The organism is Ruegeria sp. BH8 (genome assembly GCF_056538065.1).
The window spans coordinates 285,759-299,571 of record NZ_JBQFSP010000001.1 but is presented as its reverse complement, the minus strand read 5'-3'; the positions used below and the strand labels follow the sequence as shown (position 1 = coordinate 299,571).

The following is a 13,813-nucleotide window of genomic DNA, read 5'->3' as shown; positions in this document are numbered from 1 at the left end:
GGCAAAGTGGACTGATATGCCCGATTTTTGATCTACATGCTGCATGCGTGATTAAAAATTGCACTTATGGTACGGGACTTGGTCGAAAATCTGCACCTGTCGATAGAGTTTCGACATCCCAAAGGTGAAAAAGCGCCAAACGTTCATGACGCGAAAGCCGCTGCCATCACTCAATTCACGCCCATATCGTCGGCGTCACATGCGAGACCGCCACGCGCTGAAGGCCGGGTTACGCTGTCGGCCAAACTGTTCCACGGGCGCAGTGTGATTGATCGCTTGCGGCCGGCGGGTTCGTTCAAATGTCTCTTCCCACGCGGACACGGCAGCCAATTGGACGCCGTGCTTTTGAACACGGCTGGTGGTGTTACTGGCGGTGATGATTTCCGGTTTTCAGGCCGCGCAGGCCGGGGCACCGAACTGACAGTGACCACGCAGGCTTGTGAGCGGGCATACAAAGCACAACCCGGTCAGGCCGCACGCATCGTCAACACTTTAACCGCCGGTCCGCAGGCAAGGCTGAACTGGCTTCCGCAAGAGACGATCCTGTACAGTGGCAGCGCATTAAACCGGCGCTTGCGTATTGATTTGGCCGAGGATGCCTCGGCCCTTATGGTTGAACCTTTGATCTTTGGTCGTACCGCGATGGGTGAAACTCTGACGGATATCCGCCTCAGCGATCGGATCGAGATTCGGCGCAACGAAAGGATGGTGTTTCTGGACGCCACCCGGTTCACCGGCGACCTTAGCGCGCATCTGGCCCGTCAGCACATTGCAGATGGCGCGGGCGCGATGGCCTTAGTCGCATTTGCCTCGATCAGGGCCGAAGGGCATCTGAAGGCAATCCGCCAGATGCTGCCCGATACCGCCGGGGCCAGCCTGTTTCAACCTGACCTGCTGGTCGTCCGACTGCTGGCCAAGAACGGGTATGCCCTGCGCCGAAGTCTGATGCCCGTGCTTCGGCGACTGAACAACGACTCGCTTCCAAGATGCTGGACAATCTGACATGAACCTGACTCCCCGTGAAAAAGACAAACTGCTGGTCGCCATGGCCGCTGAAGTTGCCCGTAAACGACTGGCCCGTGGTGTCAAACTGAACCATCCCGAGGCGATTGCCCTTATCACCAGCGCCGTGGTTGAAGGCGCACGCGACGGGCGGTCGGTCGCCGATATGATGCAAGCCGGGGCCGAGGTGATCACCCGCGCGCAATGCATGGAAGGCGTCCCCGAGATGATTCACGAGGTTCAAGTTGAGGCCACCTTTCCCGACGGCACCAAGCTGGTGACCGTTCACAACCCTATTCGCTAAAAAAAGGAACACTGATATGACCCGCATGCTTTTCCCTGTTCTGATCCTAGCTGGCCCCGCCGCCGCGCATAACGGCACGCATATCCACGCGCATGGCACGGACTATGCCGCTCTGGCCGTGGGCCTCGCGATTGTCGCGTTGGCTGCTGTTGCCTTGATGGTGAAGCTAAACAAATGATCCCCGGCGAGCATTTCCCCGCTGAAGGCGAAATCACGTTCAACCTGGGCGCCGAGCCGTTGACGCTGATGGTCGCCAATACTGGCGACCGCCCGATTCAGGTCGGCTCGCACTATCATTTTGCCGAGACCAACCCGGCGCTGGAATTCGACCGCGCTGCCGCCCATGGCCTGCGTCTGGACATCGCCCCCGGCACCGCCGTGCGGTTCGAACCGGGACAGGAACGCGAGGTTTCGCTGATCCCGATCGGCGGCGCACGCAAGGTCTATGGGTTCAATCAAAAGGTCATGGGGGCGTTGTGATGCCAGCAAAAATCAAACGCTCCGACTATGCCGCCATGTTCGGCCCCACCACCGGCGATAAAATGCGGCTGGCCGATACCGACCTGATCATCGAGGTCGAACGCGATCTGACCATCTATGGCGAAGAGGTCAAGTTCGGCGGCGGGAAAGTGATCCGCGACGGGATGGGGCAGTCTCAGGTCACACGGGACAAGGGGGCGGTGGATACAGTCATCACCAATGCGCTGATCGTGGATCATTCGGGTGTCTACAAGGCGGATGTCGGTCTGAAAGACGGGCGTATCGCCAGGATCGGCAAGGCGGGGAACCCCGACACGCAGCCAGGTGTCGACATTATCATCGGCCCCGGCACCGAAGCCATCGCGGGCGAGGGGCGCATCCTGACCGCAGGCGGGTTCGACAGCCATATCCACTTCATTTGCCCTCAGCAGATCGAAGACGCGCTGCATTCCGGCCTGACCACCATGTTAGGCGGCGGCACGGGTCCGGCCCATGGCACGCTGGCCACCACCTGCACCCCCGGCCCCTGGCATATCGGACGGATGTTGCAGGCGGCGGATGCCTTCCCGATGAACCTCGCCTTTGCGGGCAAGGGCAACGCCTCATTGCCAGCTGCGCTCGAGGAACAGGTCAATGCCGGGGCCTGCGCTCTGAAACTGCATGAGGATTGGGGCACGACCCCTGCCGCCATCGACTGCTGCCTGTCGGTGGCCGATTCGATGGATGTACAGGTGATGATCCACACCGATACTCTGAACGAATCCGGTTTCGTCGAAAACACTGTCGCCGCCATGAAAGGACGCACCATCCACGCCTTCCACACCGAAGGCGCAGGTGGCGGCCATGCCCCTGACATCATCAAGATTTGTGGCGAGAATCACGTTCTTCCCTCCTCGACCAACCCGACGCGACCTTTCACTGTAAACACGGTCGAGGAACATCTGGATATGCTGATGGTCTGCCATCACCTCGACAAGTCCATCCCCGAGGACGTAGCCTTTGCCGAAAGCCGCATCCGGTGCGAGACCATCGCGGCCGAGGATATCCTGCACGACATGGGTGCGTTCTCGATCATCGCGTCTGACAGCCAGGCCATGGGCCGGGTCGGAGAGGTGCTGATCCGCACATGGCAAACCGCCGACAAGATGAAGAAACAGCGAGGGCGTCTGACCGAGGAAACCGGTGAAAACGACAACCTGCGGGTCCGCCGTTACATCGCCAAGTACACCATCAACCCGGCGATTGCCCACGGTCTGAGCCATGAAATCGGCAGCATCGAGGTAGGCAAGCGCGCCGATCTTGTCCTGTGGAACCCGGCCTTTTTCGGCGTGAAACCCGAGATGGTTCTGCTGGGCGGTACAATTGCCTGCGCGCAGATGGGCGACCCAAATGCCTCGATCCCGACACCGCAACCTGTTTACAGCCGTCCGATGTTCGGGGCTTATGGGCGGTCGGTGGAGCACTCGGCGATTACCTTTGTCTCGGCAGCAGCGCAGGCGGACGGGATCGGTGAAACTCTAGGCCTGGCCAAGAAAACAGTCGCCGTGCGGAACACACGCGAGATTGGCAAACGCAATTTGCCGCTAAACGATGCGACGCCCCATGTCGAAGTAGACCCGGAAACCTACGAGGTCCGCGCCGATGGTGAATTGCTGACCTGCCAACCTGCCGAGGTGCTGCCGATGGCGCAGCGATACTTTATGTTCTGAGATACAAGGAGCACCAAGATGACCACCGCGATCAAAACCGCTCGTATCTACCACGACCATGCGCATGCACCCGCTCATGCGCAGGTCTCGCTGGACTATGATGGCCGCTTCCTGCGCCGCAAGATGCTGGCCACGGATGATGGCGAGGCGTTTCTGGTTGATCTCTCCAACACCAAATCGCTGGATCATGGCGGGGTTCTGGTATTGGAAGACGGTCGTGAGATTGAAATCGTCGCGGCCCCCGAAGAGCTGCTGGAGGTAAAGGGTGACCACCTGCTGCGCCTTGCCTGGCATATCGGCAACCGACACACACCCTGCCAAATCGAATCTGACAGGCTGCTGATCCAGCGCGATCACGTCATTCGCGACATGCTGATGAAACTGGGGGCCGATATTCGCGAAGTCGTCGAACCCTTCACCCCCGAAGGCGGGGCCTATGGCCACGGCAGGACCCATGGTCACGCCCACTAGCTCTGACATCCTGACACTGACCCAATGGTTGTCCCCCGCCTATCCGGTTGGGGGCTTCGCCTATTCCCACGGGCTGGAGGCAGCGATTGAACTGGGCCGGGTCGCCAGCGCAAACCAGACAGGCGACTGGGTCGCCACGATACTGCAACATGGCTCGGGCTGGAATGACGCGCTATTTCTTGTGGCCGCGTATAACGCCGATGACAGGGCCGCGTTGGCCCGAATCGATGCCTCCGCCCGCGCCTTTTGCGCCGGGTCGGAACGGCTGATGGAATCCGACCTTCTGGGTCAGGCTTTCGGATCCGTGACCGGAGATATCTGGGGGCTCGACCTGCGGCGCCTCACCTACCCGGTCGCGGTGGGCCGTGCCGCGCGGATGCAGAATCTGCCGCGCCCGCTGGTGTCGCAGATGTTCCTTCAGGCCTTCATGAGCAATCTTGTGGCCTGCGCAACCCGCCTTGTCCCTTTGGGACAGACCGATGCTCAGCGGCTGATTCGTGATCTGACCCCGCTCTGCACTTCGATTGCGGAAACAGCACAACACACGGGCCTTGATGAACTGGGTTCAACCGCATTCCTGTCCGATATCTTGTCGATGAAACATGAAACTCAATATTCAAGGATATTCCGAACATGAGCAGTATGAACGGCCCCCTGCGCGTTGGTATCGGCGGCCCGGTTGGCGCTGGTAAAACGACCCTGACTGCCGCTTTGGCAGAGGCCCTGGGCGAGGCCTTTTCGATTGGTGTCATCACCAACGACATTTATACGCAAGAGGATGCCGAAGCGTTGATGCGGATGCAGATTCTGCCCCGGGACCGGATTATCGGTGTCGAAACCGGCGGTTGCCCGCATACCGCGATCCGCGAGGATGCCTCGATCAATCTGGCCGCCGTGGCAGAGATGCAGGCCCGTCACCCCGGCTTGGATATAGTTCTGATCGAAAGCGGCGGCGACAATTTGTCGGCCACATTCAGCCCGGAACTGGCGGACCTGACACTCTACGTGATCGACGTTGCAGCGGGTGAGGAAATTCCGCGCAAGGGCGGTCCTGCGATAACGAAATCGGACATTCTGATCATCAACAAAACAGATCTCGCCCCCAATGTCGGCGCGTCGCTCGAAGTGATGGAGCGCGACGCCACGCAAATTCGAAAGGGCCGACCTTTCGTGTTTTCGGCCCTACGCCACCGAACGGGCGTTGACGCGATCGTCAGTTTGTTAGCGCAGATTGGGGGTCTGAAAATTGCAGATGGATGTGTTGCAGAGGCTTCTGGCGGTTGACGTGTGCCTTTGACGGCGGAATGACGACCGAACCATGTAGCTCGTAGTCCGCTCACAATTTCGTTCTTGGGCGCGGCGAACCGGCCCGATCGCCGATACAGTGCTCCACCGCAAGGTGTCGTGCCGACACCCCCCGAGGATGAACGCAATCGTCATCAATGGGTTATCTTCGGCAAGTCTCCGAAAGAGCTCGTTTGTCTCGTTGCTCGAAGGGTCCACCAGTACTTGCAACCAGTCTTCGCCTTGCCTCAGTTTTCCACTTCAAAATTTGTTGGCGTAACCTGACCATGTTGATCAGTTTATGGGATATGGCCAAAGTATAGAACCCGCCTGAGCATTGGACTTTAGACACTAGGCGACGTGTTTGGGCGGCCAAGGAACCTAGTCATTTGAAGCAGCTAAGTCTGAGTACCCGAGTCCTCAGAACGTCCGAACTTGTGGGCGAAATCGGCCCATAGCCGTCGTTCGACCTTGATCACCATCGCTGCGGTGCGGCTCATCAGAGGAGACATTCGCTGCGCGAGCAAAGCTCGAATACAGGCGGAGTTCAGAAGAGCGGACAATGCTGTCGATTGCAAAAAAGGTGAGAAAGTCGGGGAATCATCACGCGCCACAATTGCTTTGGAACGAGGCGGCGGACTTGAGCGCTCTTCCGCCCTGCGAGCTACGCTTGTTCCTTCAACCAATTCCTGACTGTTGCCACAACTTCAGGTTTCCTGGGGGCTCGAGGGGCCACCACGTAATATCCCTCTTCCGTCGTCACCGAGATATCGAACGGCTGGCAAAGCCGGCCAGATTGAAGATCAGCTTCGACAAATTCCCGGTTCGTCAGCGCCACGCCTTGTCGGGCAATTGCAGCATCAATCGCGAGCGACGTTTGGCTGAACGCCATTGTCTTGAGAGCCGAAACAGGCTGATCGCCAAGTGCGGCTTCGAGAAACAGGGGCCATTGGCCATGAGTGTCTTCCAGCAGTACCTGGGTCAACAGGTCTTGTGGGGAACGGATCGAGTTAGAGCCATCGGCAAGGTCCGGATGGCAGACCGCAATCAGCTCTGCATTGAACAGCGGCTCCGCCAGAAGGCCCGGCCCGAAGGGGGGCTTGCCCTGACGGATCGCAATGTCGACTCCATCTGTCTGGAAATTCGCAAGCGCGTTCGATGCGTCCATGCGAACGCGAATCTCGGGGTGATCCAGGGCAAGTGTCCCCAGTTTTGGCACCAGCCACTTTGTTGCAAAAGAGGGGGTTGAGCTGATTGTCACCACGGTGTCCTGAGGCGACAGATTGGCTGTTGCTTCGGCCATCATCTCGAAGGCGCGGCGGATCGGGGGAAGGTATTTCCGGCCTTCATCCGTCAATGACAATCCGCGGGCTTGTCGTTCAAACAGTTTGATTTTCAACAACTCTTCAAGCGCGCGCACCTGTTGCGCAACGGCACCCTGGGTGACACCAAGCTCTTCCGCGGCAAGCCGGAAATTTAGATGACGCCCCGAAGCCTCGAAAGCCTTCAAAGAGTTCAATGGTGGTAGCTTGCGCATGGTACTTGCTCCAAGGGAGTAGAATTTCTACAGCGTTAAGACAGAATTACTGATTGGTCAAATGCTGTGATAGGCCCGATGTTGGACCCAGACGGATACAACGAGGTTCACGGAGACGGAAAATGGCTGACAAGAAAGTAGCGATCATTATGGGCGGCGGCAGCGGCATGGGAGCAGACAGCGCCCGTCGGCTTGCGGCTGACGGCTTCAATGTCGCCATTCTGTCTTCGTCGGGCAAGGGCGAGGCTCTGGCACAGGAATTGGGCGGTATCGGCGTGACCGGCACCAACAAATCCAGCGCGGACATGCAGAAGCTCGTCGATGCGGCCATGGAGAAATGGGGTCGCGTCGATGTGCTGGTCAACTCGGCCGGTCACGGTCCGCGGGCGCCGGTGCTGGAAATCAGCGACGGCGACTGGCATGAGGGCATGGAGGTTTACTTCCTGAACTCTGTACGTGCCACGCGGATTGTAGCGCCGATTATGCTTGAACAGAAGTCGGGCACGATCATCAACATCTCGACCTTTGCCGCGTTTGAACCCGATGCGGTTTTCCCGACCTCGGGCGTGATGCGAGCGGGGCTTGCGGCCTATACCAAGCTGTTTGCGGACAAATACGCCGCCGACAACGTTCGTATGAACAACGTCTTGCCGGGCTTCATCGACAGCCTGCCGGAAAACCCGGATTTCCTGGCGAAGATCCCAATGGAGCGGTACGGCAAATCGTATGACGAAGTTGCCGCGACCGTGGCTTTCCTGGCCTCGGAAGGCGGCGCCTATATAACTGGCCAGAACATCCGCGTGGATGGCGGCATTACACGCTCGGTCTGATCCGAGTTCCAGCGCGAAAGACAAAATCATGAAACCGACTTCGAAAGACTCCTCTTGGGAGATGGATCTCCCTGTGTTTTCAGCAACCCCGAAGCATGATGCCTATGACGTCGTGATTATCGGCGGTGCCACGATGGGGGCCTGCACTGCGTGGTTTCTGGCCTCGAATCCTGACTTCAAGGGCAAGGTTCTTGTGGTTGAGCCCGACCCGACCTTCTCAAAGGCCCAGACCGGGGCCTCGAACAACTGCATGCGCCAGCAGTTTGCCAACCCAATCAACGTGAAGATTGGGCAGTACGCGGCAGAGTTCGTGCGCGATTTTCGCAAAAACCTGGGCGGTGACCCGAAGGTGCCCGAACTCAGCATCCGCAACTTCGGTTATCTCTATCTCTCTGACTCCCCGGATTTGACCAAGGTTCTGCAACGGGACCAAAGCGTTCAGGAGGAATGTGGTGCAGGCACCAAAATGGTGGCGCCCGAAGAGATTGCGGCAGCGTATCCGTTCTACAACCTCGATGACATCGAAGCGGGCAGCCTGAACACCGTCGACGAAGGCTATTACAACGCCCCTCTGATGATCGAATGGCTTATCAAAAAGTCGGTCGAAGGCGGTGTCGACTATGTTCAGAACACAGTCACCGCGATCACGCGCGACCGCAACAAGGTAACCGGCGTGACCCTCGCCACAGGCGAAGTCATTGCGGCGGGCGCCATCGTCAATGCCGCAGGAACCCGTGTCGGAACGATCGCCGGTATGGCCGGTGTCAAACTCGATATTCAAGCCAAGCGGCGCTATACGTTCATTTTCCGCGCCAAAAAACCGCTGGATCGCGACCTGCCCCTGACCATCGACCCGACAGGCGTGCATTTCCGACAATTCGGCGATGATTACCTGGTTGGCTGTCCGCCTCTGGGCGAGGATGCAACCGTCGACCCAGACGACTTTTCGGCAGAGGAAACCATCTGGGAAGACAAGGTTCACCCGATCATCCGCAACCGTATTCCACAGTTCAAGGATGTTGAAGTCATCGACTATTGGATTGGGCACTACGATTTCAACACGTTCGATTTCAACGTGGTGATAGGTCCGCATGACGAGGTGTCGAATTTCCATTTTACCAACGGATCATCAGGGCATGGATCGCAACAAGGCCCCGCAGTAGGTCGGGGTGTCGCCGAGCAAATCATCTATGGCGAATTTCGTTCGATGGACCTGTCACCGTTTCTCTATGAGCGCTTTGCCAAAGGCGAACGCGTCATCGAACGCGCCGTAATCTGAGGAAGTTGAGATGAGCTACAATGTGAAACTCTCGGGTGTCATGCCCGCCTTGGTCACACCGTTTGATGCGGCGAACAAGATCGACTTTGACGCCTTCGAAACCCTCCTGACCCATTTCCGGGATGCGGGCGTGACGGGCTGGGTGCCAAATGGCTCGACCGGCGAATATTTCAGCCAGTCGACCGAGGAACGGCAGCAGGTTCTGCAATTCGTCAAGGAGTTCGCCAACGATGACGAGATTCTGATCGCCGGCACCAACGCGCCCGCTACACGGCAAGTGATCGAACAGACCGCCATGGCCAAGGAGATCGGCTATGACAACGTGCTGTTGGCGCCGCCTTTCTACACCCGTCCGACGCAGGACGAACTGATCAGGCACTATGAAACTGTGCTGGCCGAGGTTGATGTGAATCTGGTGCTTTACAGTTACCCGGCCAAGGACGGCAGCGATATCAGTTTCGAGCTGATGGATCACTTCGCAGACAACCCGCGTGTCATCGGAATCAAGGAGAGCTCGGGTGTGTTGCAGCGCGCAATCGATATTGCCACTCGGTATGAAGGCAAGATCCAACTGATCTCAGGCTCGGACGACATCGCTTTGGACTTTATGTTCTGGGTGCAGGTCGAACTTGTCTTTGACCCGGTTCAACATCGTCTTTGTTGAACCGACTTCTGCCTGTCGGATTGATCTGGTGGCTTCGACATCGACGATTACACCGTGATCCGTATCAATCAGATAATTGTCGGAATAGCTGAAGAATGCAGGGCCTTTGCGGGCTGCAGTCCATTGGCTGGCGGGGTCAGAATGTGAGGTGAACTTGGGCTGTACCTCGCTGGCCGCGCCGAATGCCGCCTCGTCCAGCGTGTCGAGATACTCGCGGACCGCGCGGGACGCATCTGCCGGGTCAATGCTTGCCGCGTCCCAGTCTTCCTTCGGTGTTGAGTTCCGTTTGTTAGCATCGGCTTCGATCAGGCTGGCATCAATCGCCATGCGCTGGCCGCTGACGAGACCTTCCTCAATGCAGCGTGCCACAGTTGTCTCAAACAGACGACGCAACAGTTCGCTTTCCCGGAAACGGCCGTGCCGGTTCTTGGAAAACGTGGAATGGTCTGGCACCCGGTCGTTCAAGTCGAGACGGCAGAACCAGCGGTATGCCAGGTTCAAATGCACCTCTTCGCAGAGCCGTCGCTCGGATCGAATACCGAAGCAATAGCCAACCAACAGCATGCGGATCAGCAGTTCGGGATCGACGGAGGGCCGGCCCGTGTGGCTTTAGAAATCCGTAAGGTGCGCGCGAATGCTGCCCAGATCGACGAACCTATCAATCGAGCGCAAAAGGTGGTCTTGCGGGACATGATCCTCCAGCGAGAACTCGTAAAACAGCGACGCTTGCGCTTCCTGTCTCGGTCCCATCATGGCTGATCCCTCCCTTTAGGAAGAATTGAATCAGCAACTTACCAACCGATCAAGCCCGAGTTTTTCAACAAAATACGCCCTTTCGGGCCCAATGGCCAAGGTTTCGCTGGGCGGTTCAAGGCCGACTACCGGCCTCGAACTTTGATTCCTGTTCTACCGCCGTCTGATCCGCTCGCGACGGCGCTCGCGACGTTCGATGTTTATCTGATGATCATGGCCTAGCGCCCGGTAGAAGCCCGGTCCCTTGGACCAGTTCACAAAGTGGGCAAAGCTGTCGACCTGATCGTCATTGCGACCGCGTGGAAAGGACTGCAATTCGCGTTTGAACGTCGCCAGCCAGGGCGCGTCTGCAGGCAGGTACACCTTGCCCTCTTCGACAGGACCGCACGCGGACTGGAACCGGGTTTCCTTGTCCTTGTCAGGTCTAATGCGTTCATAGCGCCGGCGGTCATCACGAAACAATTCGTCCAGAAGCGGTTTGCCAGAAGCGGCATCTTCGATCAGAACTCGATCCGGATCCCAATCGCGGACAAGCTGCAGTGCCTTGGCTTTCAGGCCTGGGTAGTCCACCTGCCCACGCCAGACGTCAAGAAGGTACCACGCGTTTTCGCGGAACCCCCAGGTTGTACAGACCGAGAAGTCGGACCTGGGATCCGCAGACATCCCCGTATCCCAGCTTTGAACGACAAGCTGATACCAGCGGCGATCTTGGATAGTCTTGTAGGTACCAAACCACTCCCAGCGCAGGGGTGACCCGTCGGGAGCAATGGGGTTCTGCTGATACTGGCAATTGAACACGGCTGCGCCCATTTCACGACGCTTGGTATCCAGCGTGTCCTGATCCAAACGGGACGGGCAAAGGAGATCACCCGGTTTGCGGCACATGACCCTTCCACGCCCAAGAGGCACTGTCTCATGGTCTTCGGCGATGGCAGGCAGGTTCAGGTGCCGATAGGTACCGCGGTCCAGCAGATAACCCGGCGGATCCATCTCGTGCAACCGCTGTGCAACCATAACCACACGCCCTTCGGACGGGTTGTCAAAGCGCGACAGCAAGGTCCCCTCAATGAACTCCTGTGCCTTGACCAGTTCAGCTTCGGAGCCCGCATCGCCGGCTTTCAGCAGGTCATCGATGATGATGTAGTCAGCGCCATGTCCAGTCACAGAACTTCCGATGGAGACAGCCTTACGGCTGCCTCCCTTTGTGGTGCGGATTTCTTCTGAGGTGTTGCCCTTTTTAGCCAAGACCGTTTCAGGGAACATTCCCCGGTACCAGCGCGCAGACATGATCCGACGACAATCCTCGGAATGTTTGCGTGCCAGATCCAGCCCGTAGCTGGCAACAATGATTTTGGCGCTGGGGTTATGCCCGAGAAGATAGGCAACATACGCAACGGCCACTGTTACGGATTTCAGGCACCGCGGCGGAATGTTGATGATCAATCGTTTGTTCTCGCCGACGCGAACGTTGTCCAACTCATGGCACATGGCGCGCACATGCCAGGCTGGATCAAAGCTGCGGTCAGTCCCTTGATGCAGCGTGTCAAACACACGCCACACAAAGGGAAAGAAATTATCCCGGCAAACCTCGCGCGCGGCTTGCAGGACCATTTTTGGATCAGGAGCCGTCATCATTGGCCTCCTCATCTTCCGGACCGCCGTCACCATCCGGGTGACTGGAAAAGAAATCCCGGAGGATGTCGTAGTCGACAGCGTCCGGCTCAAACGCACGGACGCTTTCTTGCGCGCCCAATTCACTTGTGTTGAACAGATCTGTGTCCAGCTTCAGCAGCGCCATCAACAATTTCGTGTCGCCCTTCAACGCGCCTGCCGTGAGCCGCTTGGCAACTGCCTCCGCCTTGGAAATCCGGATTTCGTGGTTGCCTTCGCGGACTGTGATCTTGGTTTCCAGTTCGCGTTTCAAGCTGGCATTCACCCCTTTGGCACCTTTCGGCCGACCTTTCGGATTGCCAGATCGGCCTTTCTTGAATTGGGTCGCTTTGGGCGGTTTGCCGTAACCAACCTCGTAGTCTTTCGTATCGTCAGACATGGCCCACCTCTTGCTCTAGGGGGGCATCGGTTGCCGCAGAACGCGCATCGAACGTCTGGCCTTTTACCGCGTGCACGGCACTCTCACCGGTCATCTCCTGCCAGCGGCGGATGGCGACATCGACATAGGCCGGGTCGAGCTCAATCAGCCGCGCCCGGCGTCCTGTTTTCTCCGCTGCCAGCAAGGTCGCGCCAGAACCGCCAAAGGCGTCCAGCACAACATCGCCGCGATGACTCACATCCATGATGGCATCTGCCACCAAAGCTGTCGGCTTAACCGTGGGATGATCCGCAAGGTCCGCTTCGCGCCCTACCCCAAAGCTGTTCACGCCCGCATAATCCCAAACATTGGTCCGGTTGCGCCCGTGTTTGCCCAACTCGACATTGTTGATATGCGGTGCACCGGGCTTCTTGAAGATGCAAACCAGCTCGTGCTTGGACCGGTAAAGGCTGCCCATGCCTCCGTTTGTCTTGTTCCACGCGCAGAGGTTGATGAGATCAAAGCCTCCTGCCTTGCCCGTTGCAATCAGTTCTTCGATGTGACGCCAGTCCATGCAGATCATTGCGATGCCCCCATCCGGCAGACAGTCAAACAGCCGGTTGTTCACGTCCGAGAGAAAGCTGCGGAACTCGCTGTCCGACATTTCTCCCGACGCCATGGCAAAATCGCGATGATCGCCGCCGATGCCGCAACGGACATGCCCATTGACCGGTACGTTATAAGGAGGATCGGTGAACACCATCTGCGGACTCTCGCCTTCCAGCAAGGTGAGGTGGCTTTGCGCTTGCAGGGCATCTCCGCAGAAGATGCGGTGATCTCCAAGAATCCAGAGGTCGCCCGGCTGCGTGACTACAGGTGCCGCAGGGTCCGGAGTCTCAACAGTTTCCGCTCCAGTCTCCGTGGCCTCATCCGCGCCATCGATGATGATGTCGATCTCCGGTGTCTCAAAACCGGTGATGTCCAGATCAAAGTCCAGCTCGCCATCTAGGCTGAGATCCATCAGCTCGGCAAACTCAATTTGGAGCGCCGCTTCGTTCCAGTCGGACAATTCCGCCAGCTTGTTATCCGCAATGCGCAGAGCGCGCACTTCCGCGTCTGACAAGTGATCCGCGACAACAGTCGGCACGGACATCAACCACAGAGCCTTAGCGGCTTCATAGCGGCCATGGCCCGCGATGATTGTGCCCGAACCATCCAACAGGATCGGAGTGACAAAGCCAAACTTGCCCACCGACGCTTTCAGCTTGTCGATATTCTTGGCCGCGTGCACGCGGTTGTTGTTGGCGTAGGGCTTGATTTGGCTGATCTGAGATTGGACGACTTTGTCCGCCATCCAGATCGGCGTGTTGGACGCCTTGGCGTCGCTCTGTGGTTTTTTGGCAGACATAGCCGCCTCCTTTCGTTTGACGCTTGTTAGCGTCGACAAGAAAGGATCGTGTTGGGAATTCGG

General features: G+C 58.0%; 15 protein-coding genes and 1 pseudogene. 11 read left to right on the top strand and 5 right to left on the bottom strand.

From position 1 onward, the window contains the following. Window positions 1–66 precede the first annotated feature (66 nt). The 8 genes from ACR0AD_RS01500 to ureG are packed head-to-tail and all read left to right on the top strand — an operon-like array spanning window position 67 to window position 5,250. Window positions 67–1,002, top strand: coding sequence for an urease accessory protein UreD (locus ACR0AD_RS01500; RefSeq protein WP_480486166.1), 936 nt, complete (start codon window positions 67–69; stop codon window positions 1,000–1,002). 1 nt (window position 1,003) lies between these two features. Next, complete coding sequence (locus tag ACR0AD_RS01495; RefSeq protein WP_209504406.1) at window positions 1,004–1,306, top strand: urease subunit gamma; 303 nt, start codon at window positions 1,004–1,006, stop codon at window positions 1,304–1,306. A gap of 16 nt (window positions 1,307–1,322) precedes the next feature. After that, window positions 1,323–1,484: a peptidase M23 gene (locus ACR0AD_RS01490; protein ID WP_209504407.1), complete on the top strand. Its 162-nt coding sequence runs from the start codon at window positions 1,323–1,325 to the stop codon at window positions 1,482–1,484. Beyond that, window positions 1,481–1,786, top strand: coding sequence for an urease subunit beta (locus tag ACR0AD_RS01485; protein WP_209597619.1), 306 nt, complete (start codon window positions 1,481–1,483; stop codon window positions 1,784–1,786). Before ACR0AD_RS01490 ends, ACR0AD_RS01485 begins: the two co-directional genes overlap by 4 nt. Beyond that, window positions 1,786–3,495, top strand: a complete 1,710-nt coding sequence (gene ureC / locus ACR0AD_RS01480; RefSeq protein WP_209504409.1) for an urease subunit alpha — start codon at window positions 1,786–1,788, stop codon at window positions 3,493–3,495. Before ACR0AD_RS01485 ends, ureC begins: the two co-directional genes overlap by 1 nt. Before the next feature lie 18 nt (window positions 3,496–3,513). Continuing rightward, window positions 3,514–3,966, top strand: coding sequence for an urease accessory protein UreE (gene ureE, locus ACR0AD_RS01475; RefSeq protein WP_209504410.1), 453 nt, complete (start codon window positions 3,514–3,516; stop codon window positions 3,964–3,966). After that, on the top strand, window positions 3,932–4,603 hold the full coding sequence (locus tag ACR0AD_RS01470; RefSeq protein ID WP_245220424.1) for an urease accessory protein UreF: 672 nt from the start codon (window positions 3,932–3,934) through the stop codon (window positions 4,601–4,603). Before ureE ends, ACR0AD_RS01470 begins: the two co-directional genes overlap by 35 nt. Next, a complete protein-coding gene (gene ureG, locus ACR0AD_RS01465) occupies window positions 4,600–5,250 on the top strand; it encodes an urease accessory protein UreG (RefSeq protein WP_480481751.1) in 651 nt (216 codons plus the stop codon). The genes ACR0AD_RS01470 and ureG overlap by 4 nt, the downstream gene beginning before the upstream one ends. A gap of 664 nt (window positions 5,251–5,914) precedes the next feature. Here the strand turns inward: ureG and gcvA are convergent. After that, the gene (gcvA, locus tag ACR0AD_RS01460; RefSeq protein ID WP_480476256.1) at window positions 5,915–6,787 is read right to left on the bottom strand and encodes a transcriptional regulator GcvA; all 873 of its coding nucleotides are present in this window, start codon (window positions 6,785–6,787) and stop codon (window positions 5,915–5,917) included. Between the two features lie 122 nt (window positions 6,788–6,909). Between gcvA and ACR0AD_RS01455 the strand changes: the two genes are divergently transcribed. Genes ACR0AD_RS01455 through ACR0AD_RS01445 form a run of 3 tightly spaced genes read left to right on the top strand, consistent with a single transcriptional unit; the run spans window position 6,910 to window position 9,560 of the window. Beyond that, window positions 6,910–7,617: an SDR family oxidoreductase gene (locus tag ACR0AD_RS01455; RefSeq protein WP_480476254.1), complete on the top strand. Its 708-nt coding sequence runs from the start codon at window positions 6,910–6,912 to the stop codon at window positions 7,615–7,617. A 28-nt stretch (window positions 7,618–7,645) separates the two neighbouring features. Beyond that, window positions 7,646–8,896, top strand: a complete 1,251-nt coding sequence (locus ACR0AD_RS01450) for an NAD(P)/FAD-dependent oxidoreductase (protein WP_480481752.1) — start codon at window positions 7,646–7,648, stop codon at window positions 8,894–8,896. A gap of 10 nt (window positions 8,897–8,906) precedes the next feature. Then, the gene (locus ACR0AD_RS01445) at window positions 8,907–9,560 is read left to right on the top strand and encodes a dihydrodipicolinate synthase family protein (protein ID WP_480556307.1); all 654 of its coding nucleotides are present in this window, start codon (window positions 8,907–8,909) and stop codon (window positions 9,558–9,560) included. Here the strand turns inward: ACR0AD_RS01445 and ACR0AD_RS01440 are convergent. The 4 genes and pseudogenes from ACR0AD_RS01440 to ACR0AD_RS01425 form a co-directional block, all read right to left on the bottom strand. Beyond that, window positions 9,498–10,313: pseudogene (locus tag ACR0AD_RS01440) on the bottom strand (transposase); the annotation flags it as partial. The gene ACR0AD_RS01445 and the pseudogene ACR0AD_RS01440 sit on opposite strands and share 63 nt — an antisense overlap. Window positions 10,314–10,466: 153 nt before the next feature. Then, a complete protein-coding gene (gene terL / locus ACR0AD_RS01435) occupies window positions 10,467–11,945 on the bottom strand; it encodes a phage terminase large subunit (RefSeq protein ID WP_480486168.1) in 1,479 nt (492 codons plus the stop codon). Then, window positions 11,932–12,363, bottom strand: a complete 432-nt coding sequence (locus ACR0AD_RS01430) for a DUF5681 domain-containing protein (RefSeq protein ID WP_480486170.1) — start codon at window positions 12,361–12,363, stop codon at window positions 11,932–11,934. Before ACR0AD_RS01430 ends, terL begins: the two co-directional genes overlap by 14 nt. Continuing rightward, a complete protein-coding gene (locus tag ACR0AD_RS01425) occupies window positions 12,356–13,750 on the bottom strand; it encodes a site-specific DNA-methyltransferase (RefSeq protein WP_480486171.1) in 1,395 nt (464 codons plus the stop codon). Before ACR0AD_RS01425 ends, ACR0AD_RS01430 begins: the two co-directional genes overlap by 8 nt. Between the last annotated feature and the right edge of the window lie 63 nt (window positions 13,751–13,813).